This is a genomic window from Agromyces sp. NPDC060279 (assembly GCF_042726785.1).
In the GTDB taxonomy this organism is placed as follows: Bacteria; Actinomycetota; Actinomycetes; order Actinomycetales; family Microbacteriaceae; genus Agromyces.
In genome coordinates this window covers 1,091,500-1,111,904 of the sequence record NZ_JBHXBK010000001.1, presented here as the reverse complement: position 1 = coordinate 1,111,904, position 20,405 = coordinate 1,091,500, and the positions used below count along the sequence as shown (strand labels likewise).

Here is a 20,405-nt window from a genome sequence, read left to right as displayed (position 1 = left end):
GCCGGCTTGACGATCGGCGCTAGCCGAGCTCGTCCTGACGACGGCGTCGACGCACCAGCAGGGTGGCGCCGAGGCCGAGGAGCAACACGCCGGCGATCCACGCGGTTCCTGCCTCGATACCAGTCACCGGCAACCGGTCGCCCGGCTCCGGCGATCCTGGCTTCACTGGAGGGTCCGTGGGCGGCGGCGTGGTCCTCACGTTGAGGTAGGTGATGGTGACCGTGGCGACGACGGGATTCCCATCAGCGTCGGAAACCTGGTACTCCACGGGGATGGGGTTGCCCGTGAACCCCTTCTCGGGCGTGAAGGTGATCGTCCCGTCGTCGTTCACGGTCCATACGCCCTCGCCGGGGACGGTGAGTTCCTGGACCGGGTTTCCACTATTCGGGTCGATGATCATCACTGTGGACGGGTCGACGTTGTCGGAGTCGTTGTCGAGTACCTTGACGGTAACCGTCGAGCCGGGTTCATTGTTCGAGGACTCGTCATCGGCGGCCCTCGGCAGGTACGTCACCACGACCGTGGCTCGAGAGTCGTTCCCGTCCTCGTCCGAGATGACGTACTCGATCGGCGTCGGGTTGCCCGTGAAGTTCTGGTCGGGCGTGAACGTGATGTTCCCTTCGTCGTCTACTCGCCAGACACCTTCGCCGGGCTCCTCGAGCTCCTTGACCGGCTGCCCAGTCCTCGGGTCGATGATCGCGAGCGTCGACGGGTCGAAGTCGCCCTCGTCGTTCCCGAGCACGGGGACCGTCACCGGCTTCCCCTGCTCATTTCCGCGGGACTCATCGTCGGCGGCCTCCGGCTGCTGACCAGGGTCGTCGATGTAGGTGACGTGCACGTTCGCGCCCGTCTCGTTGCCGGAGCTGTCCTGCACGGTGTAGGCGATGTCCGTGGGCTGGCCCTCGAACCCGTCTTCCGGGGTGAAGGTGATCGCCCCGGTCTCCGGGTCGACTGTCCACACGCCTTCGCCCGGCACGGTGAGTTCCTTGACCGGGTTGCCGTCCGGGTCGGTGATGTTCACCGTCGTCGGGTCCAGGTCGCCTTCGTCGTTGTCCAGCACCGGCACGGAGACGGACTCACCGCGCGGGTTGTTCAGCGATTCGTCGTTGCGGGCCTCTGGCTGCGCCGGCGGTTCCTCGTCGATGTAGGTGACGTGCACGTTCGCGCCGGTCTCGTTGCCGGAGCTGTCCTGCACGGTGTAGGCGATGTCCGTGGGCTGGCCCTCGAACCCGTCTTCCGGGGTGAAGGTGATGGCTCCGGTCTCCGGGTCGACCGTCCACACGCCCTCACCCGGCACGGTGAGCTCCTTGACCGGGTTGCCGTCCGGGTCGGTGATGTTCACCGTCGTCGGGTCCAGGTCGTCGGAGTCGTTCTCGAGCACGTTCAGGGTGACCGCGTCGCCGCGGGGGTTGTCCAGCGATTCGTCGTCAGCTGCTTCTGGCAGGTAGTCGACTTCAACCTTGGCGCCCGTTTCGTTGCCATACTCGTCTTCGACGGTGTAGTGGATCGGGGTCGGATCCCCGGTGTAGCCGTCCTCGGGGGTGAAGGTGATCTCACCTTCGTCGTCGACGGTCCACACGCCCTCGCCGGGCACCGTGAGCTCCTTGACCGGGTTGCCGTCCGGGTCGGTGATGTTCACCGTGGACGGGTCGAGGTCGCCCTCGTCGTTCTCGAGCACGGTGAGCGTGACGGGCGTGCGAGGAGGGTTGTCCTCGGACCGATCGTCGCGCGCCTGCGGCGCATCGATATAGGTCACCGTCACGGTCGCACCCGTGGGGTTCCCGTTGACGTCCTCGACCGTGTAATCGATCGGGGTCGGGTTCCCTTCGAACCCGTCCTCCGGGGTGAACGTGATGTCACCGGTCTCGGGATCCACGGTCCAGGTCCCCTCACCCGGGACGACGAGCTCGGTCACCTGGTCCCCGGACGCGGGGTCGGTGATCCGCACCGTTGCCGGGTCGAGGTCGCCCTTGTCGTTTTCGAGCGTCGGGACCGTGACGGTCTCGCCCTGCTTGTTGTTCAGCGACTCATCGTCACTGGCCTCGGGCAGGTATGTCACCGTCACGGTGGCGCCGGTCTCGTTGCCGTACTCGTCCTCGACCGTGTAGTCGATCGGGGCCGGGTTCCCCGTGAACCCGTCTTCCGGGGTGAAGGTGATGTCACCGGTTTCGGCATCCACGGTCCAGGTCCCCTCGCCGGGGACGACCAGTTCGGTCACCGGGTCACCGGACGCGGGGTCGGTGATCCGGACCGTCGACGGGTCCAGATTGCTGCCGGAGTCGTTGCCGAGCACCGGTACCGTCACCGCGTCGCCGATCGTGTTGCCATCAGAACGGTCGTCGTCGGCCGCGGGCGTGTCGATGTAGGTGACGTGCACGTTCGCGCCGGTCAGGTCGCCGTTCGTGTTCTCGACGGTGTAGGCGATGTCGGTCGGGTTTCCCTCGAAGCCATCCTCCGGGGTGAAGGTGATGGTGCCGTCGCCGTTCACGGTCCAGACGCCTTCACCGGGAACGGTGAGTTCTTTCACCGGGTTGCCGTCGGGGTCGGTGATGTTGACCGTCGAGGGGCCGAGGTTGTCGGAATCGTTGTCCAGCACGCTGAGGGTGACGGCCTCGCCACGGGTGTTGTTCAGCGATTCGTCGTCGGTTGCTTCGGGAAGGTATGTGACCGTCACCGTGGCGGTTACCGGGTTCCCAGCATCGTCGACAGCTGTGTAGTCGATTGGGGTGGGGTTTCCCTTGAATCCGTCTTCTGGAGTGAAGGTGATGGCCCCGGTTTCAGGGTCAGTCTTCCAGGTTCCTTCTCCCGGTACGACGAGCTCACTGACCCCGTCGCCGGTCTCGGGATCCACGATCAGCACGGACGTCGGGTCGAGGTTGGTGGAGTCGTTGCCGAGCACCGGGACTGTGACCGCGTCACCGATCGTGTTCCCGTGAGATTCATCGTCTTGCGCTTCGGGGAGATAGGTGACTACAACATCCGCACCAGTGGTGTTTCCGTCTGGGTCTTCGACCGTGTAGGAGATCGGGGTCGGGTTGCCAGTGAATCCGTCTTCAGGGGTGAAGGTGATGGCGCCGGTCTCCGGGTCGACCAGCCAGGTTCCTTCGCCTGGCACCGTCAGTTCCTTCGTTGGGTTTCCGTCCGGATCGGTGATGTTCACCGTCGACGGGTCGACATTGTCAGAGTCGTTCTCGAGAACGTTGACGGTCACGGACTCGCCCTGCGTGTTGCCGTGCGATTCGTCGTCCGCTGCGACGGGGAGGTAGGTCACGGTCACGTTTCCACGTGATGGTTCCCCCTTCTCGTCCGCAACTTCGTAAACGATCGGCGTCGGATCTCCTGTGAATCCTTCCTCCGGAGTGAACGTGATGGTTCCATCATCGTTGACGTGCCACACACCCTCGCCCGGCACGGTGAGCTGTTTCGTGGGCTCACCGCTCTCGGGGTCGATGATCTGCACCGTCGAGGGGTCCATGTTGCCCAGGTCATTGTCCAGCACGTCCAACGTGACTGGTGAGCCGGGGTCATTGCCGAGTGACTCGTCGTCCACTGCGTCGGGCAGGTAGGTGACGACCACCTTGGCTGTGGCCTGATTGCCGTTCTCGTCCTCCACGGTGTAGGAGATCGGGGTGGGATCACCCAGGAAGCCGTCTTCCGGGGTGAACGTGATGGAGCCGTCGTCGTTGACCGTCCAGACACCTTCGCCTGGCACCGTGAGCTCCTTGGTCGGGTTTCCGTCGGAATCGGTGATGTTCACCGTCGACGGATCAGCGTTGCCGGAATCGTTGTCCAGGACGTTCAACGTCACCGGGGATCCCGGGTTGTTCCCGCGCGATTCATCGTCGGATGCCGTCAGCATCTCTTCGACCTGGAGCTGCACACGGTGGTCTTCAACCTCGCCCGAGAAGGTCGTTCCCGTGGGGCCGAAGGTCTCGTCAGGGTCGGCAATGCGCAGTCGCAGGAACGTAGTGCTCGCGCCGACCACGACGTCGGCGGGGACCTGCCAGTCGAGGGTTACGGAGTGCTCGCCTTCCCCGCACACGACGGTGGTGGATCGCTCTGCGTCATCGAAGGCTCCGTTGCCGTTCCAGTCCATCCATCCGACGACGTTGCCGGGACCGAAACACGACACCGGAGGCGAGGTGTACGTCTGGCCTTGTTGGGTTTCGATCGTCGCCGGGATGGTGATCGAGTCCTCGTCATCGACACCGTTCGTATCGTCTCCGCGAGCATCCGCGCTGAACAGGGGGTTCGCCTCGGGATCGACGCGAGCGCCCAGGCGCGGCAGAGGCTGGCCGACGGTCGCGTCGGCGGGAGCGCCGCTGTTGAACGCCTGCGTGTGCCCCACGGGGATCTCGCCCCCGCGCAGCGTATCCGTGCTGAGTGCCGTTGCAATGCCGTAGCGTTCGGGCGCGTCGCCGAAGTCGGCGTAGTGGACGACGCCGAGGGCAAGTGCTGAGACGGCGCCGTTGTTGGACCAGAGCTCGAAGGTGGCCGAGGAAACGCCCTCCATCATGGTCATGACGATCGGGCCGCCCGGGGAACCGCTGCACTGGTCGGCCGTCGACATCATCCGCAGACGCTCAGTATCCGCATACCGGCTCACCCAGGTGCCGGTGGCGCATCCGTTGGTCTTCGTGCGCTCCATGATGCGCCAGGTCACGCTGTCGGGATCGTCAGGTGTGGCTGCGATGCTCTCCTGCTGCCCGTTGGGTTGGTAGTTGTTCTGCTCGGCATCGGCGAACACAAGCCCGGCCATCGGGATTGGGCGGCCGTCGACGTCTGCCTCGCAGGAGACGTGGAACGACATTGTTCCAGGGTTCCTCGGGTTCTGACCGTTGGAGATTCCTGAGACGAGCTGGTTGTTCGTCCCCGTTCCCCCGATGTTGTAGAGCTCATCGAGCGCGTCACCCTGCCAAGAACCCGAACGGTAGCGATAGAGGTCGCCGGCTCCATCAGAGGCAGTGATTCTGGTGAGGGTGCACGTGCTGGTCAGAATCTCATCACCGATCTGCTGCCGCGTCTGGGCAACTGCACCGTTGGAGATCTTCCCGGATGCGTCACCCGGCCACTCCATCCAGTTGAGCATCGAGCGCCACTTGCCCGTACCCCCGGTCGCGATCCGCGCTTCCGCGGGCTGTGGGCCGGCGAGAATCAGGCCGCTCATGACAACGGCGAAAGTCGCTGTGAGGGCAAGGCTCTTCTTGATCAGACGCCTGGTCCGCTCCCTGCGGTCGAGTCGGAACTTCTCGCCCTGGTCAGGTCCGGCGTCGGCCTCTTTGCCTCTGCTGAACTCGATCTTCTCGTCCATGAAACCAGAACTCCAATCGCGTTCTCGCAACACCCCTCTGAGGAGAATCACCCTGTGAACTGTCTGGAAAGCCATATTGAATCGTGGTATCTCGCATCGTCAAGCCAAACGCGAGGAAAATCCGAAGCCAAATCAATAAGAGCCTTTGATCTGGGATTATATTTTTGCCCGTTTGGTATCCAAATCACCTCGCGCGTCGCTCACCAGTCGGCCCGAGGGGATATCCACCGTTCGGTCGACCCCTCGGCGGCGATGTGGGGTCGAGCAAGGCCTCTGAGGCGACGCGCGGCCCACGCGTCACAGCTGGGCGTGGCGCAGCGGTTCCAGCGAAATCCCCGGAATCATCCGCATCCTGCCTGGTGCCCCGGTGCGCATCGATTCGCCATTCGGGTTCTCGCCGTCACCGTCACTGCAGGCGAAAACCCCCGATCTCAGCTGAGATCGGGGGTTTTCTGCATCACGAGGACGGCCTGCATCACGAAGCCGGCAGGGCCTTGCGGAGCAGCGAGGTGAGCAGCGCCTGTTCGTCGGGCGACAGGCGGGCGAGCGCCTCGCGGGCGAAGCCGAAGGCGCGGTCGAATCGCTCGGTGACCTGCTCGCCGGCCGCCGTACGCGCCACCATGCGGACGCGCTTGTCCGCCGGGGAGGTTTCACGGGACGTGAGCCCCATCCCGTCGAGGCGCCCGACGATCTGCGTGATGTTCGAGGCGTCGCAGCCGAGCTCCGCGGCGAGCCCGCCCATCGAGCGGTGCTCGGAGAGCCGGCCGAGCACGCACGCCTGGGCCGCGCTCAGCTGCACGGAAGCGGCGGCGCGGTCGAACGCCTGCTCGTAGGCGTTCACGAGGTCGAGGAGCGCGCCCTCGGCCTCCGAGGTCTCGGTCGCGATGCGAAGGGGGAGCGCCATGCCCCGATCCTAACGCTGGAGGCGATCAAGCAATCCGGGTCGGAGTATCGACGAGCAACGCCAGCTTTCCGACGTAGTGCTCGCGGAGCGCGCGGTGGGCGTCCTGCACCTGGGCCATCGGGAAACGCTGCGCCACGTGCGGCGTGAACGCGCCCGCCTCGACGGCGGCGTTGAGCCGGTCGAATGCCGCGCGACTCCGGTCCCCGTCGAAGGGGAGGATCGGTGCTGCGGGCGCGACGGCGGCGGCGGGATGCACGCCGTTCGGCCAGGCGATCCGTCCGGCGGGGGAGAGCGCGCCGAGCGCGCGCTCGGCGGCCGGGCCGCCCGCCGTCACGAGCGCGGCGTCGATCCCGCCCGGGGCGAACGCCTCCGCCGCGGCCAGCACGTCCTGGGTGCGGCCGTCGACCACCGCGTCCGCGCCCTGCGCCCGCGACAGGGTGACGCCGTCGGCGCCGGAGGAGACGGCGAGGGCCCGGATGCCTCGGTGACGCGCCAGCTGCACCGCCAGGTGGCCCATGCCCCCGCTGGCGCCGAAGACCATAAGGGTCTGGCCGGGACGGAGGTCGAGCAGCTCGAGGCCGCTCTGCGCGGTCAGGGCGTCCCAGGCCATCACTCCGGCCTGTTCCATCGTGAGCTGCGGGGGAAGGGGTGCCGCGTGCTCCTCGTCGACGACGCCGAACTCGGCGTAGAAGCCCCCGCGCGGCACCGGCGTCGAGGCCGCGTAGACGCGGTCGCCGGGCTCGAAGCGCGTGACCTCGGGGCCGACCGCCGCGACGGTGCCGGCCGCGTCCCAGCCGAGGATGTACGGGAAGCGCGACGGGATGCCGAACACGCCGTCGTAGTGCCCGCGGCGCTCCTCGGCGTCCCAGGAGGCGACGCCGGCGACGTGCACCCGGATGAGCACCTCGCGTGCGCCCACCTCGGGGACGGCGATCCGGCGGATGGCGAGCTCGTCCTCCGCTCCGAACCGGTCGAGGACGACGGCGTTCATCTCGGCGGGGGTCGTCGTGCCCGGGGACGACGGCTGGGGTCGGGTGCGCATGTGTGCTCCTATTTGCTTGATTGAATCAACTAAAGCATCGATGCATGAGTCGATTAAGGAATTGGCCCCCGCGGACCACCCGAGCCTCAGTCCTGACGGAATAATTGGGTACACTGTACGCGTTTCAACGGATCGCGCACTGAGAACGCGACCAGGACCGGAAAGAGAGCAGGACCGCATGACGACCATGGACACGCACGAGATCACCGCTGCCGCCGCAGGCGGCGACGCGACCGCCGAGCAGCTCGCCGAGGTGCTCGCCTGGTTCGACCGCTACGACGAGCGGGTTGCCGCCGGCGACCTGAACGGCATGGCGGACCTCGCTGCCTTCCCGATCAACGAAGTCACCGACGACGCCGACGGCTACGGCATCGCCGCGGCCTGCGACCGGGACCGGTACCTGGCGCAGATGCGCGAGGTGCTCGGCGCGAACTCCGCCGAGCTGACGATGCACTCGACGAGGCATCCGATCTTTCTCTCGCCGGCGCTCTGCTTCGTCGTCACCGACGCGAGCTTCGCGGTCGGCGGGCGCACCCAGCAGATGCGCTACGGCGATCTGCTGGTGCGCACGGCCGACGGCTGGCGCTTCCAGACGATGGTGGCGGGCGGATGGCACGAGCAGTTGTGATCCGCTGATCGGCGCCGGGGGAGAATGGCCGTATGCCCGACGACCGCACCGGCACGAGCGCCGGCGATCCCGCCGCGTCGATCCGCCTGCTCTGGCGCGCCCGGCTCGCCCAGCCGGCGGCCCGGCCGGGTCCGCGCCCGACCTTGAGCGTCGACCGGCTGGTCGAGGCGGCCATCGAGCTCGCGGACGCCGAGGGGATGACTGCGCTCACCATGCGCCGGTTGGCCGAGCGGCTCGCGACGAAGCCGATGAGCCTGTACCGCTATGTGCCCGGCCGCGCCGAGCTCGTCGACCTCATGCTCGACCGCGTGTACGAGGGGATGCCCCGGACGCCGCACGGCGGCACCGACTGGCGCGCGCGCGTCCGGGCGCTCGCCGACGCGAATCGGGCGCTCTACCTGGCGCACCCGTGGGCCGCCGAGCTGTCGACGCTCCGCCCGCCGCTCGGACCGGGGCAGCTCGCCAAGTACGAGCACGAGCTGGGCGCGTTCGCAGGATCCGGGCTCTCGGACCGGGAGGTCGACGACGCGCTCACCCTCGTCCTGTCGTTCGTGCGGGCCAATGCCGCGGACGCCCTCGCCGCCGAACGAAGCCGCGCGGCCAGCGGCCTCGACGATCGCGGCTGGTGGGCGGTCGCCGGCCCGATCCTCTCCGGACTCGTCACAGACGACGCGTATCCGCTCGCGTCGCGGATCGGCTCGGCGGCGGGCGAGGCACGGGGGAGTGCCCACGACCCCGAGCACGCCTACGAGTTCGGGCTCGAGGTCATCCTGTCGTCGCTCGGAGTCTTGGCCGCCGGGGCCTCTGACGCTGGCTAATCCTGTGCCGGCTCCACGTCCTGCACGTCCGCGCCGACGCCGATCGGCTGCCGCGGGTCGACCGGGATGGGCTCGGGGTCCAGGTGCTCGGGCACGAGCTCGATGCCGCCGGTGCTGTTCGCCGAGCGCATGAGGTCCTCGAGCCACTGGGGGTTGAGCTCGGGGCGCTCGGGCTCGGTGAAGACGAAGCGGAGCGGGATGGCCGGGTGCAGCCAGAGCGTCTCGCGCCCGCGCGGCTCGTCGTCCGGGTGCCGCCAGGACAGGGTGAAGCTCTCGTTGCGGCGCAGCTTGGTGGTCAGGACGACCTTCAGGTGCGCGAGCGCGCGATCCTCGATCCCGATCGGGGTCTGCGAGTCCCCGTAGTACAGCGTTCCCATGACGCCGACCGTACCGTTTTTCTCCAGTCGTATTGACGTTGCTCGTTCGCGGCTGCGCATTCCGTCCTGCTCGGTACGCATTGCGGCTCCCGCGCACCCGCGCGAGGGGCTTGACGTGATCCGATCCCGTGCGGGACGGTGCTGGGGAACGGAGGAGCGGGATGCCGGAGCGGAACGGAACGGACGGGGAGATCGAGCGGCTCGCGCAGGCGGTCGCCGCGGAGGCGGAGCGGCGCGGGCTGCGCATCGCGGCGGCGGAATCGCTGACGAGCGGAGCCATCGCGGTCGCGCTCGGAAAGGCGGATGACGCGAGCGAGTGGTTCGCGGGATCGATCGTGGCGTACGAGGCATCCGTGAAGTTCGAGCTGCTCGGGGTGACGCCGGGTCCGGTCGTCACCGCCCGAGCGGCCGAGCAGATGGCGGCCGGCGTTCGCGAGCGGCTGGGCGCCCGCGGCGCCGTCGCCGTGACGGGGGTGGGGGGTCCCGGCTCCGAGGAGGGGCGGCCGGCGGGCACGGTCTACGTCGCCGTGGCCCTCGACGACCGGGTGCACGTCGGCGAGCACCACTTCGACGGCGACCCCGCCGAGGTGGTCGCCTCGACCGTCCGGGCGGCGCTCGCGGCACTGCTGGAGCGCCTGCGCTCCGCGTGAGCGCTCCGCCTCTGGACCTCTCAGCTGCATCGCGTACACTGGGACGCAGTGATTCACCGTGCAGCCCAACCGGTCGTCACGACCGCGTGCCCGTCATCTTCGAGCACCGTCGCGTTCCACGCGTCCCGATTCCATCTCCGCGCTTGGAGCGCATCCTCAGCTTCCCGCAGCCGCTGACGTCGACGTCACGCCGGCCGCCGTATCGAAACGATCGTTCTCATCTCTCTGCTCTTCACCAGTTCGTCCCCTCGCCTGCACTGGCGGCAAGCCGATCACGACGTGCACAGCGCCACGCGTGACGGCGAGTACGCCGGGCACGTCGTGGCCCTCGGCGACGGCTTCCTCGTCTCCGACGCGATCGGCCGGGTCGTGGCCCGCTGCGACACGCTCGACGCGGCCTTCCTCGCCCTCGAGGCCGCGACCCCAGCAGGCATCCACTCCGCCGGCGATCACCTCGCCCGGCGCACCAAAGCCCCGCGGCGGCGCCGTCGCCGCGGATTCACGGATCACACCCGTGGTCCCAGACAACGAAGGAATGACGTCATGGCCACCGGCATCGTCAAATGGTTCAACACTGAAAAGGGATTCGGCTTCATCGCTCCCGACGACGGCTCCGCCGACGTGTTCGCGCACTTCAGCGCGATCACCGGCAACGGCTACCGCGAGCTGACCGAGAACCAGCGCGTCGAGTTCGACGTGGAGCAGGGTCAGAAGGGCCTCCAGGCCACCAACATCCGGGGCCTGTGAGCTCCCGGCCGGCCCCGCCAGCGGCGGGGCCGGCCGCCCACTCCCAGCGGGGTCACGGGAGGTATGCAGGCCACGGCATGGTTCGCCGCGTAGCGTGGGATCAGCGATGGGCACCCGCCTTTGGCTTCACGGCCGAAGACTCGCGGCCCAGCACAGACAGGCAGCCCCCATGCCGACCATCCCCATCGTCCAGGAGGCCGTGCTCGGCCCCGTCCGACAGACCTACGCCCGAGCCGGCGACTTCCCGCCGATCACCCGGGCCTACAGCCAGCTCTCCCAGACCGTCCGCGAGACCGGGCTCCTGCGCCGTACGCCGTGGTTCTACGGCCTCGTCGGTGCGGGCATCGCGCTCGCCTTCGGCGGAGCGGTCGCCGGCTTCGTCCTGCTCGGCGACAGCTGGTACCAGTTGCTCATCGCCGGAGCGCTGGGGCTGCTGTTCACCCAGCTCGCGTTCCTCGCGCACGAGGCGGCGCACCGCCAGATCCTCGCCTCCGGGCCGGCCAACGACCGGCTCGCGCGAGTGCTCGCCGGCCTCGTCGGCATGAGCTACGGCTGGTGGGACAGCAAGCACAGCCGGCACCACGCCAACCCGAACCGCGTCGGCAAGGATCCCGACATCGAGGTCGACACGATCTCCTTCCTCGAAGAGGATGCCGCGAACGCCCGGGGCCTGCGCCGGCTCCTCACCCGCAAGCAGGGCTGGTGGTTCTTCCCGCTGCTGACGCTCGAGGGCCTGAACCTGCACTACCAGAGCCTCCGCTACCTCTTCGGCCGCGGCCCGGTCGCCGGGCGCTGGACCGAGCTCGCCATCATCGCCGCGCGTCTCGCGGTCGTGCTCGTGCCCGTGTTCCTCGTGCTGCCGCTCGGGATGGCGTTCGCCTTCGTCGGCGTGCAGCTCGCCGTCTTCGGCGTCTACATGGGCGCGTCCTTCGCGCCGAATCACAAGGGCATGCCGGTGATCGCACCCGACGCGAAGCTCGACTTCTTCCAGAAGCAGGTGCGCACCTCGCGCAACATCCGCGGCGGATGGTGGGCGACGTGGCTCTACGGCGGCCTCAACTACCAGGTCGAGCACCACCTCTTCCCGAGCATGTCGCGCCTGCACCTCGCCCGGACCCGGGAGATCGTGCGCGAGTACTGCCAGACCCACGACGTGCCGTACACCGAGACGTCGATCTGGCGCTCCTACGCGATCGTGATCGCGTACCTCAACCGCGTCGGGCTCGCCGCGCGCGACCCCTTCGACTGCCCGGTGGCCGCCAGGTACCGCTGAGCGCAGCACCCCGCGCCGAGCGGTGCGGACCGTCGTCTCCGCTACGCTCGGGAGCATGGCTGCGTTCGCTGAGATCGACGTCGTGCTGCTGGATGTGCTCGGCACCCTGGTGGACGAACCGGGCGGGATCGAGGCCGCGCTCCGAGACGCGAGCGGCGAGCGCGAGGTCGGGGCGCTGCGGGCGCGCTGGCAGGAGCTGGTCGAGGGCGAGCAGCAGCGGATCGCCGAGGGCCATCGTGCGTACGCGAACGGCGACGTGCTCGACGACGAGGCCGCCACGGCGGTCGCGGCGGCGGCCGGCGTCACCGATCGCGCCCTCGTCCGCCGCTTGGCGACGGCTGCGGAGCGGCTCCCCGCCTGGCCGGACTCGGCTGCCGGCATCGACCGGCTGACGCCGCGGGTCCGGGTGCTCGGACTCTCGAACGCGAGCGCGCGCACCCTCGGCCGGCTGGGGGCGAACGCCGGCTTCCGCTGGCACGGGGTGCTCTCGGCCGAGACCGTTCGCGCGTACAAGCCGGACCCCGCCGTCTATCGACTCGCCGTCGAGGCGAGCGGGTGTCGGCCGGACCGCATCCTGATGGTCGCGGCGCACGCCTGGGATCTGCGCGCCGCGCAGGCGGCCGGCATGCGGACCGCGTACGTGCACCGCCCGGTCGGGGACCCGCCGCGCGATTCCGACACCTTCGACGTGCGCGCCGAGGGACTGCTCGAGCTCGCCGAACGACTCGCCGCGCGGACGGAATCGTCTCTGGGGGAGTTCCCGGGTGGATGACCGACACTGGAAGGAACGGTGACCGGGCCGACGGGGGGAGGCGACCATGGGCATCAGACGACGGCGGGCCGTGCCGCCGCCGACGAACCCCGAGGACGACCCGTACCTCGCCTACCTGATCTGGAAGGGCGAGCGGCCCGCGGCCGAGCCGGAGCCCGAGGCGCCGCCGAAGCGCGGCTGGTGGCAGCGCGTGCTCGGCCGGCGCGATGCGGACGGCGGGTCGCGGCGGGAGTCGTGAGGCGCCGCCCGCACCGCCTCAGCGCGTGACCGTCGTCTGCTGGTACAGCGCGAGCCGCGGCCGGCCGTCGCGGAGCACGTACACGCTCGTCATCAGGGCGGTGAACGGGTCCTCATCGTCGTCGCGCGCCGCGCGCGCCCGGTAGACGAGCGCGGCCGCATCGTCGGCGATCGCCACGAGCCGGGGCTCGGTGAGCTCGAACTCGGCCCAGGGCGGCGCGCCGTCGAGCGAGGCGGCGACCGCGTCGCGGTCGAGGACCGCGCCGTTCACGAGCACCATGACGGCCTCCGCCGTCATCAGCTCGCCGTAGAAGCCGCCGCCGCGCGCTCCGCAGAGCGCGTTCCAGCCGTCGTGCTCGAGGGCGAGCAGGGTCTCGAGGGTGAGTGCCGTCATGCCGCGGAATCTACGCGCCGGGCGCGTGGACCGGCAGGGCTTGACCGCGGGGCCGTCAGCGCCCCGCGATCACGTCCGCGACCTTCGCGATCACCGAGGTGCGCGGGCTCGAGGAGCGCTGCTCGACCCAATCGGCCACGGAGTAGGCGCGGTACAGGCCGTTCGCCCCGATCCAGCGCAGCGGCTCGGGTTCCCAGCGCCGCGGGCGCTGCCTGACCCAGGGGATGCGGGCGATCGGGTCGTCGCTGCCGGTGAGGAGCGCGGCCGCCGCGTCGGCCGCGAGCCGCGCCGCCGTCACGCCCTGGCCGGCGTACCCGCCGAGCTGGAGGATGCCGCTGTCCGAGTCCCAGTCGATGAACGGCGTCCAGTCGCGGGGCACGCCGAGCACGCCGCACCAGGCGTACTCCGCCTCGGCGCCGAGGCCGGGGAAAAGGTCCTCGACGATCGCCTCGAGCGCCCGGACCGTGCCGCGGTCGACCTGGCCGCGATCGTCGAAGCCGGAGCCGAAGCGGTACGGCCTGCCCCGGCCGCCGATGATGATGCGGCCGTCGGGTGTGCGCTGCCCGTAGAAGTAGGTGTGCGCCGAGCCCGACAGGCCGGCGGCCGGCTCCCAGCCGATCCGCGCCCACTCGTCGTCGTCGAGCCGTCGGGTCGCGATCATCGCGCTGTTCAGGGGGAGCAGTTCCCGGCCCCGCCCGGCGAGGGCCGCCGTGTAGCCCTCGGTGGCGAGGACGATCCGCTTCGCACGCAGCTCGAGCGCACCGACCCGCACCGAGCCGGGCGCGATCTCGGTGACGCGCGAACGTTCATGGAGGCGGATGCCGGCCGCGCGCGCTCGCTCGAACACTCCGCGGAGCAGGAGGAACGGGTCGACCCGCACGCAATCGGGGGAGACGAGCGCGCCGACGGCGTCGTGGATGTCGATCCGCTCGCGCAGGGCGTCGCCGTCGACGAGCTGCACGTGCTCCTCGCCGAGCCCCCAGGCGCGGTGTCCCGCGAGGCTCGCCCGGAGGCGGGCGAGCTCGGGCGCGGTGCGGGCCACCTGGATCCATCCGCCGCGCTCGGCGCCGATGTCGACGCCCTCCGCGGCGAACTCGTCCACGACGGTCTCCATGGTCGCGAGGAGTCGTCGTTCCACGTCGAGCACCGCATCCCGGCCGCTGCCGCGCGCCAGCACCGGCCGCATGCCCACGGGCTTCGAGGACAGCCATCCGCCGTTGCGCCCGGACGCGCCGAAGCCGAACTGCTCGGCCTCCAGGACGACGATGTCGAGGGAGGGATCGGCGGAGTGCAGTGCGAGGGCGGTCCAGAGACCGGTGTACCCGCCGCCGACGATGGCGACGTCGGCGGTGCCGGACTCGCGCAGCGGATCGGCTCGGATGGGTTCGTTCCGGTTCGCCCAGAAGCCGAATTCACCGTTGATCACGTGGGGTCCGCCCTTCACATACCTCGTCGTTGCTCCTCGACTGTAAAGTTTTCTGAACCAATATTCAAGTCTTCTTGCGTGTGTGTGAACTCTGCTGTACGTTCGTGGCCATGCCGGAGAACGAGCTCCCGAACACCCACACCGTCGGCGAACGCCTGCGCTCACGCCGCCGGGTGCTGCGCAAGACCCTCGCGAGCGTCTCGACCGAGGCGAACATCAGCGAGAGCTTCCTGAGCCAGCTCGAGCGCGACCGGGCGAGCGCGAGCATCGCCACCCTGCAGCGCATCTGCGCCGCCCTCGAGATGCCCGTCGGCGACCTCTTCAACGAGCGCCGCCAGCTCTCCGTGCACCGGCACGCCTCGGCGAACTTCAACCCCTACGGCATCGGCGCGCGCAAGGTGCGCATCACGCCCACGACGAACACCCAGCTCGAATCGTTCATCGGCGAGTTCGACGCCCACGGCACGACCGGCGACGAGCTCTACGCCCACGGCGACTCCGAAGAGACCCTGCTCGTCGTGAGCGGCCGGCTCGAGGTCACCATCGGCACCGAGACCCACGTGCTCGGACCGCTCGACAGCATCTCCTACGCGTCGTCGACGCCGCACCGCGCGCGCGAGGCCGACGGGGGCCGTGCGGTCGCCGTCTGGCTCATGTCGCCGCCGAGCTACTGACCCCCACAGAAAGCAAGAGGAACACCATGCGCATCGGAATCGAATGCGGCGGCACCTTCACGGATGTCGTCGTCGTCGATGACGTCGGACGGATCGTCGCGACGAACAAGGTCTTCTCCACCCCCGAGGACCCCTCGCTCGCCGTGCTCGAGGGCCTCGGCGGGCTTCCCGACGAGCTCGTCGACGGCGCCGAGCTGCTGCACGGCAGCACGGTCGCCACCAACGCCCTGCTCGAGCGGAAGGGCGGCCCGATCGGCCTCATCACCACGAAGGGCTTCCGCGACCTCGTCTTCCTGCAGCGCCAGGACCGGACCCGGATGTACGACCTCGGCTACACCAAGCCCGAGCCGCTCGTCGCCCGCCGCCACATCGTCGAGGTCGACGAGCGCGTGTCGGCCGAGGGCGAGGTGCTCCGCGGCCTCGACGAGGAGGGCGTCGCCCGCGCCGTCGCGACGCTGGCCGAGGCCGGCGTCTCCGCGATCGCGGTCTGCCTGCTGCACGCCTACGCCAACCCCGAGCACGAGCGCCGGGTCGCTGCGGCCATCGAGGCCGCCGGGCTCGAGCTGCCGGTCTCGCTCAGCCACGAGGTCGTGCGCGAGTTCCGCGAGTACGAGCGCACCACGACGACGGTGGTCGACGCCTTCATCCGTCCCCGTGTCGGCGCCTACCTCGAGAACCTGCGCTCGCACGTCGCCGAGCGCAGCATCCGCTCGATGGCCGTCATGCAGTCCAACGGCGGCATCGTCCCGCCCGAGGCGGCCATCTCCCGGCCCGTCACCATGCTGCTCAGCGGGCCCGCCGCGGGCGTGAGCGGGGCGGTCACGATCGCCTCCGCGGCCGGCGTCGACCGCATCGTCACCATGGACATGGGCGGCACCAGCACCGACGTCTCCTTCGTCGAGGGCGAGGAGCCCGAGCTCGCGACGGGCACCGTCGTCGACGGCCTGCCGCTGCGGGTGCCGCTCGTCGACATCCACACCGTCGGCGCGGGCGGCGGCAGCATCGTGCACATCGACGCCGGCGGGCTGCTCTCCGTCGGCCCGGAGAGCGCCGGCGCCGACCCCGGCCCCGCCTGCTACGGCCGCGGCGGCAGCCGACCCACGATCACCGATGCGAACCTCCTCGTCGGCGCGATGCCCGCCGGAGCCCGGCTCGCCGGTCGCTTCGAGCTCGACCGGGACGCCGCGCGCGCCGCCTTCGAGCCGCTCGCCGCCGCCCTCGGGCGCTCCGTCGAGCAGGTCGCCGCCGACGCGCTGCAGCTCGCCGACGTCACGATGGCCGGCGCGATCCGCGAGGTCTCGCTCGAGCGCGGGCACGAGCTGGACGGCGCCGCGCTGATCGCCTACGGCGGGGCCGGCGCGCTGCACGCCGCCTCGGTCGCCGAGGAGCTCGGCATCGACCGGGTGCTCGTGCCGCCGCACGCGGGGCTCACCTCCGCCTACGGCCTGCTCACAGCCTCCTTCAAGCGCGACTTCTCGGCCACCTGGTTCCAGCCCGACCTCGCCGCGGTCTCCGCCGCAGAGCTCGCGGCCGCCTGCCGCGAGATCGAGGCCGCCGCGCGCGCCGAGATCGCCGCGACCGGCGTCGCCGCCGACGGCCTCGTCGCGAGCTGGCTCGCCGACATCCGCTACCGCGGCCAGGGCTTCGAGCTCGCGGTGCCGTTCGCGCCGGGCGACGAGGCGAGCGAGCTGCTCGCCGGCTTCCACGCCGCGCACCACCGCCAGTTCGGCCACTCGAGCGAGCAGCGCGCCGCGCAGCTCGTCACGGTGCGCCTGCGGCTGACCGGCGAGAAGCCGCCCGTCGCCGCGGTGCAGACCGCCGCGAACGACACCCCGGCCGGCACGACCTCGATCCTCGTCGACGGCGAGCGCCGGGACGCCCCGGTGCTGCACCGCGGCGGCATGTCCGCCCCGGTGCAGGGGCCCGCGGTCGTCGCCGACGACACCTCGACCACGCTCGTGCCCGCCGGCTGGCTGGCGGAGATCGACGAGCACGGAAACCTCCTCCTGGAACGGAGTGCCGCATGACCCAGCAGCACCAGCTCGGCCTCTTCAAGTCGGCCTTCGAGTCGCTCACCCGCGAGATGGCGGTGAACCTCCGCCGCGCCGCGTTCTCCTCGATCGTGCGGGAGGCGCGCGACTTCTCGGTCGCGCTCGCCGACCGCCGCGGCGCGATCGTCGCGCAGGCGGAGTGCATCCCGATCATGACGGCGGGCGTCGCCATCGCGCTGCAGCACGCGCTCGCCGAGCTCGACGTCGACGCCCTCACCGAGGACGACGCGATCCTCTACAACGACCCGTACAAGGGCGGGCAGCACCTGCAGGACATCTACCTGTTCAACCCGATCTTCCTCGACGGCTCGCTCGTCGGCTTCGCGGCGACCACGGCGCACCACGTCGACGTCGGCGGCGCGTACGCCGGCCTCAGCGCCGATGCCACCGAGATCTACCAGGAGGGGCTGCGCCTGCCCGTCTCGACCTTCTCGCTCAGCCGGGACTGGGGCGAGCGCGGCTTCGTGCGGCGCATCATCGAGGCGAACGTGCGGGTGCCCGACCTCGTCATCGGCGACCTCGAGGCGCAGCTCGCCGCGAACCGCATCGCCCAGCAGCGCTTCGCCGAGATCGCGGCGCGGTACGGGCTCGAGCCGACGCTCGCGGCGATGGACGAGCTGCAGGACTACGCCGAGCGCCGGTTCCGCAGCGCCATCCGGGCGATCCCCGACGGCGAGTACCGCGCGGCGGACTTCGTCGACGGTTCGCCCTGGGGCGCCGGCGACATCCCCGTCGCGGTCGTGCTGACCGTCGCCGGCGACGAGATCGTTGTTGACCTGCGCGGCAGCGGACCGCAGGTGGTCGGCAACGTGAACTGCCCGTACGCCTCGACGGTGTCCGCGGTGCAGAGCGCCATCCGCTGCATGATCAGCGATACCGACATCCCGTTCAACGAGGGCTGCAACCGGCCGATCACCGTGCTCACCGAGTACGGCTCGATCCTGAACCCCGCGCCGCCGGCCGCGGTGCGGGCCCGGCTCACCCCGGCGAGCCGCGTGTTCAACGTCGTGGTGAGCGCGATGGGCCAGGCGGTGCCCGAGGCCGCGGTCGCCACCGGCTTCGACACTACGACCGCCTTCGCGATCAGCCACCTCGCCGCGACGGGCGACTACCAGGTCGTCGTCGAGATCCTCGGCGGCGGATGGGGCGGATGCCAGGCGCACGACGGGGCCGACGCGCTCGACAACCCCATCTCGAACTGCGCGAACGCGCCCATCGAGTCGCTCGAGACGGACTACTCGCACTTCGCGATCACCGAGTACTCGCTCGTCGAGTCGAGCGGCGGCGACGGCGAGCACCGTGGCGGCCTCGGCATCCGCCGCGTCTACGAGGCGCTCGCCGACGGCGTGCAGATCGCCGGCTACGCCGACCGGCACCGCAGCGGCGCCCCCGGCCTCGCCGGCGGCGAGCCGGGCGCGGTCGGCCGCTTCCGGCTGACGCGGGCCGACGGCCGCGTCGAGCCGATCACCGCCGTCTTCAGCGGCACGCTCGACCGCGGAGACCGGATCGAGGTGCTGACCGGAGGCGGCGGCGGCATCGGCGACCCCGGCTCCCGTTCGGCGCGCGCCCGAGAATCCGACACCACCGATGGCTATGCGAAGGAGCATCAGCGATGAGCACCACCTCCCCCACCACCTCCCAACCCACCTCGATGCGCCGCGTCGCCGCGGCGGCCGTGATCGGCACCTCGATCGAGTGGTACGACTTCTTCGTCTACGCGCAGGCCGCCGCCCTCGCGCTGAACGTCGTCTTCTTCCCCGAGGTCTCGCCGCTCACCGGCGTCCTCATCCTCTTCGCGACGATGGGCGTCGGCTTCGTCGCCCGCCCGCTCGGCGCGATCATCTTCGGGCACATCGGCGACCGCATCGGCCGCAAGAAGACGCTGATCATCACCCTCCTGATGATGGGCGTCGCGACCTTCGCGATGGGCCTGCTGCCCGGTTACGACAGCTGGGGCGCAGCCGCGCCGGTGCTGCTCGTCGCCCTGCGGCTCTGCCAGGGCCTCGCGGCCGGCGGCGAGTGGGGCGGCGCCGCGCTCATCGGCGTCGAGCACGCGCCGCCGGAGAAGAAGGCGCTGTTCGGCTCCTTCGCCCAGCTCGGCTCCCCGATCGGCCTCGTGCTCGCGACCTCGATGACCCTCGCGGTGAACGCCGCGTTCGGTCAGGAGGCGATGCAGGAGTGGGCCTGGCGCATCCCGTTCCTCGCCTCGATCGTGCTCATCCCGATCGGCTTCATCATCCGCTCGAAGGTCGCCGAGAGCCCCGAGTTCGCGGCGCTTTCGAAGCAGGAGCGCAGCGGCTCCGTGCCGATCGTGAAGCTGTTCCGCTTCCAGACCCCGCACCTGCTCGTCGGCATCGGCTCGTTCGCCGCCGTGTTCCTCACCTACTACCTGATGACGAGCTTCATGCTCGTGTACGCGACGGACTCCGTCGGGCTGTCGTCCGCGGTCTCGCTGCCGGCGAACCTCATCGCGGCGGTGGTCGAGGGCGTGTTCATCGTGGTCGCGGCGGTGCTCAGCGTGCGGATCGGCACGAAGCGGATCAACGTCGTGTCCGCCGTCGCGCTGCTGCTCTGGGCCTTCCCCTCGTTCTACCTGGCCGCGGCGGCGCCGCCGTGGGGCTTGTACGTCTCGGTCGGCGTCTCGATGGTGTTCGTCGGCGCGGCCTACGGCGTGCTCGCTTCCGACGTGGCGCGGCTGTTCACCACCGACACCCGCTACACGGGCGCCTCGCTCTCGTACCACCTGGCGGCGGTCATCGGCGGCGGCCTGGCACCGATCGCCGCGACGGCGATCCTCGAGGCGACCGGCGGCGACGTCTTCTTCATCGCGCTGATCCCGGCGGTCACCGCCGCGGTGATGATCGTCTGCGTGCTGATCCTGCCGCGCCTGCAGCAGCCCGACGTGGCCGGTGAAGGCGAGGCGACGACCGCCGACGGCGAGCTCATCCGCGCCTGACGCGCACCCGCCGGGAAGACCGGCACGACGGCCCCGGGACGACGACACGGGAGGGAGGAGGCGGTGGGTGGTTGACGGGGGGGGGGGGGGAAGGAGGACATCAAACACACGAGGGGAAGGTTGTGTTAGACATGTCAAGGGAGGG

17 protein-coding genes are annotated in these 20,405 nt (G+C 70.1%); 11 read left to right on the top strand and 6 right to left on the bottom strand.

All coding sequences use genetic code 11. The features are described 5' to 3' along the window. Nucleotides 1-19: 19 nt before the first annotated feature. The 3 genes from ACFWE1_RS05265 to ACFWE1_RS05255 all read right to left on the bottom strand — a co-directional run bounded on the left by ACFWE1_RS05265 (nt 20) and on the right by ACFWE1_RS05255 (nt 7,257). Nucleotides 20-5,311 carry a CshA/CshB family fibrillar adhesin-related protein gene (locus tag ACFWE1_RS05265; protein ID WP_376932437.1) on the bottom strand — a complete coding sequence of 1,764 codons (5,292 nt, stop codon included), beginning with the start codon at nt 5,309-5,311 and terminating at the stop codon, nt 20-22. A 475-nt stretch (nt 5,312-5,786) separates the two neighbouring features. Beyond that, a complete protein-coding gene (locus tag ACFWE1_RS05260) occupies nt 5,787-6,215 on the bottom strand; it encodes a MarR family winged helix-turn-helix transcriptional regulator (protein ID WP_376932436.1) in 429 nt (142 codons plus the stop codon). A 25-nt stretch (nt 6,216-6,240) separates the two neighbouring features. Further along, nucleotides 6,241-7,257, bottom strand: a complete 1,017-nt coding sequence (locus ACFWE1_RS05255; protein WP_376932435.1) for a zinc-binding alcohol dehydrogenase family protein — start codon at nt 7,255-7,257, stop codon at nt 6,241-6,243. A 178-nt stretch (nt 7,258-7,435) separates the two neighbouring features. Here ACFWE1_RS05255 and ACFWE1_RS05250 point away from each other — a divergent pair, with 178 nt between their 5' ends. Then, a complete protein-coding gene (locus ACFWE1_RS05250) occupies nt 7,436-7,885 on the top strand; it encodes a hypothetical protein (protein ID WP_376932434.1) in 450 nt (149 codons plus the stop codon). A gap of 32 nt (nt 7,886-7,917) precedes the next feature. Beyond that, nucleotides 7,918-8,703 carry a TetR/AcrR family transcriptional regulator gene (locus tag ACFWE1_RS05245; RefSeq protein WP_376932433.1) on the top strand — a complete coding sequence of 262 codons (786 nt, stop codon included), beginning with the start codon at nt 7,918-7,920 and terminating at the stop codon, nt 8,701-8,703. Here the strand turns inward: ACFWE1_RS05245 and ACFWE1_RS05240 are convergent. Continuing rightward, entirely contained in the window at nt 8,700-9,080 is a 381-nt protein-coding gene (locus ACFWE1_RS05240) for a hypothetical protein (protein ID WP_376932432.1), read from the bottom strand. The genes ACFWE1_RS05245 and ACFWE1_RS05240 overlap by 4 nt on opposite strands. A gap of 161 nt (nt 9,081-9,241) precedes the next feature. Between ACFWE1_RS05240 and ACFWE1_RS05235 the strand changes: the two genes are divergently transcribed. From ACFWE1_RS05235 to ACFWE1_RS05215, 5 genes are all read left to right on the top strand, one after another. After that, on the top strand, nt 9,242-9,730 hold the full coding sequence (locus ACFWE1_RS05235; protein ID WP_376932431.1) for a CinA family protein: 489 nt from the start codon (nt 9,242-9,244) through the stop codon (nt 9,728-9,730). Between the two features lie 543 nt (nt 9,731-10,273). After that, a complete protein-coding gene (locus ACFWE1_RS05230; RefSeq protein WP_243570791.1) occupies nt 10,274-10,477 on the top strand; it encodes a cold-shock protein in 204 nt (67 codons plus the stop codon). Between the two features lie 169 nt (nt 10,478-10,646). Further along, entirely contained in the window at nt 10,647-11,750 is a 1,104-nt protein-coding gene (locus ACFWE1_RS05225; RefSeq protein WP_376932430.1) for an acyl-CoA desaturase, read from the top strand. 55 nt (nt 11,751-11,805) lie between these two features. Then, entirely contained in the window at nt 11,806-12,522 is a 717-nt protein-coding gene (locus ACFWE1_RS05220; protein ID WP_376932429.1) for a haloacid dehalogenase type II, read from the top strand. Between the two features lie 46 nt (nt 12,523-12,568). Further along, nucleotides 12,569-12,760 carry a hypothetical protein gene (locus ACFWE1_RS05215; RefSeq protein ID WP_376932428.1) on the top strand — a complete coding sequence of 64 codons (192 nt, stop codon included), beginning with the start codon at nt 12,569-12,571 and terminating at the stop codon, nt 12,758-12,760. 18 nt (nt 12,761-12,778) lie between these two features. Here ACFWE1_RS05215 and ACFWE1_RS05210 read toward each other — a convergent pair whose 3' ends face one another. Beyond that, a complete protein-coding gene (locus tag ACFWE1_RS05210) occupies nt 12,779-13,153 on the bottom strand; it encodes a nuclear transport factor 2 family protein (RefSeq protein WP_376932427.1) in 375 nt (124 codons plus the stop codon). Between the two features lie 55 nt (nt 13,154-13,208). Next, nucleotides 13,209-14,597 carry an NAD(P)/FAD-dependent oxidoreductase gene (locus ACFWE1_RS05205; RefSeq protein ID WP_376932426.1) on the bottom strand — a complete coding sequence of 463 codons (1,389 nt, stop codon included), beginning with the start codon at nt 14,595-14,597 and terminating at the stop codon, nt 13,209-13,211. 92 nt (nt 14,598-14,689) lie between these two features. Between ACFWE1_RS05205 and ACFWE1_RS05200 the strand changes: the two genes are divergently transcribed. The 4 genes from ACFWE1_RS05200 to ACFWE1_RS05185 are packed head-to-tail and all read left to right on the top strand — an operon-like array spanning nt 14,690 to nt 20,260. Continuing rightward, the gene (locus ACFWE1_RS05200) at nt 14,690-15,253 is read left to right on the top strand and encodes a helix-turn-helix domain-containing protein (RefSeq protein ID WP_189083636.1); all 564 of its coding nucleotides are present in this window, start codon (nt 14,690-14,692) and stop codon (nt 15,251-15,253) included. A 26-nt stretch (nt 15,254-15,279) separates the two neighbouring features. Next, a complete protein-coding gene (locus ACFWE1_RS05195; RefSeq protein ID WP_376932425.1) occupies nt 15,280-17,280 on the top strand; it encodes a hydantoinase/oxoprolinase family protein in 2,001 nt (666 codons plus the stop codon). Further along, the gene (locus tag ACFWE1_RS05190; protein ID WP_376932424.1) at nt 17,277-18,920 is read left to right on the top strand and encodes a hydantoinase B/oxoprolinase family protein; all 1,644 of its coding nucleotides are present in this window, start codon (nt 17,277-17,279) and stop codon (nt 18,918-18,920) included. Before ACFWE1_RS05195 ends, ACFWE1_RS05190 begins: the two co-directional genes overlap by 4 nt. Then, nucleotides 18,917-20,260, top strand: a complete 1,344-nt coding sequence (locus ACFWE1_RS05185; protein ID WP_376932423.1) for an MFS transporter — start codon at nt 18,917-18,919, stop codon at nt 20,258-20,260. The genes ACFWE1_RS05190 and ACFWE1_RS05185 overlap by 4 nt, the downstream gene beginning before the upstream one ends. Nucleotides 20,261-20,405 lie beyond the last annotated feature (145 nt).

Coding starts and splice junctions, on each gene's coding strand:
- ACFWE1_RS05265 (WP_376932437.1), bottom strand. CDS start 5,311: ATGGACGAGAAGATCGAGTTCAGCAGAGGCAAAGAGGCCGACGCCGGA.
- ACFWE1_RS05260 (WP_376932436.1), bottom strand. CDS start 6,215: ATGGCGCTCCCCCTTCGCATCGCGACCGAGACCTCGGAGGCCGAGGGC.
- ACFWE1_RS05255 (WP_376932435.1), bottom strand. CDS start 7,257: ATGCGCACCCGACCCCAGCCGTCGTCCCCGGGCACGACGACCCCCGCC.
- ACFWE1_RS05250 (WP_376932434.1), top strand. CDS start 7,436: ATGACGACCATGGACACGCACGAGATCACCGCTGCCGCCGCAGGCGGC.
- ACFWE1_RS05245 (WP_376932433.1), top strand. CDS start 7,918: ATGCCCGACGACCGCACCGGCACGAGCGCCGGCGATCCCGCCGCGTCG.
- ACFWE1_RS05240 (WP_376932432.1), bottom strand. CDS start 9,080: ATGGGAACGCTGTACTACGGGGACTCGCAGACCCCGATCGGGATCGAG.
- ACFWE1_RS05235 (WP_376932431.1), top strand. CDS start 9,242: ATGCCGGAGCGGAACGGAACGGACGGGGAGATCGAGCGGCTCGCGCAG.
- ACFWE1_RS05230 (WP_243570791.1), top strand. CDS start 10,274: ATGGCCACCGGCATCGTCAAATGGTTCAACACTGAAAAGGGATTCGGC.
- ACFWE1_RS05225 (WP_376932430.1), top strand. CDS start 10,647: ATGCCGACCATCCCCATCGTCCAGGAGGCCGTGCTCGGCCCCGTCCGA.
- ACFWE1_RS05220 (WP_376932429.1), top strand. CDS start 11,806: ATGGCTGCGTTCGCTGAGATCGACGTCGTGCTGCTGGATGTGCTCGGC.
- ACFWE1_RS05215 (WP_376932428.1), top strand. CDS start 12,569: ATGGGCATCAGACGACGGCGGGCCGTGCCGCCGCCGACGAACCCCGAG.
- ACFWE1_RS05210 (WP_376932427.1), bottom strand. CDS start 13,153: ATGACGGCACTCACCCTCGAGACCCTGCTCGCCCTCGAGCACGACGGC.
- ACFWE1_RS05200 (WP_189083636.1), top strand. CDS start 14,690: ATGCCGGAGAACGAGCTCCCGAACACCCACACCGTCGGCGAACGCCTG.
- ACFWE1_RS05195 (WP_376932425.1), top strand. CDS start 15,280: ATGCGCATCGGAATCGAATGCGGCGGCACCTTCACGGATGTCGTCGTC.
- ACFWE1_RS05190 (WP_376932424.1), top strand. CDS start 17,277: ATGACCCAGCAGCACCAGCTCGGCCTCTTCAAGTCGGCCTTCGAGTCG.
- ACFWE1_RS05185 (WP_376932423.1), top strand. CDS start 18,917: ATGAGCACCACCTCCCCCACCACCTCCCAACCCACCTCGATGCGCCGC.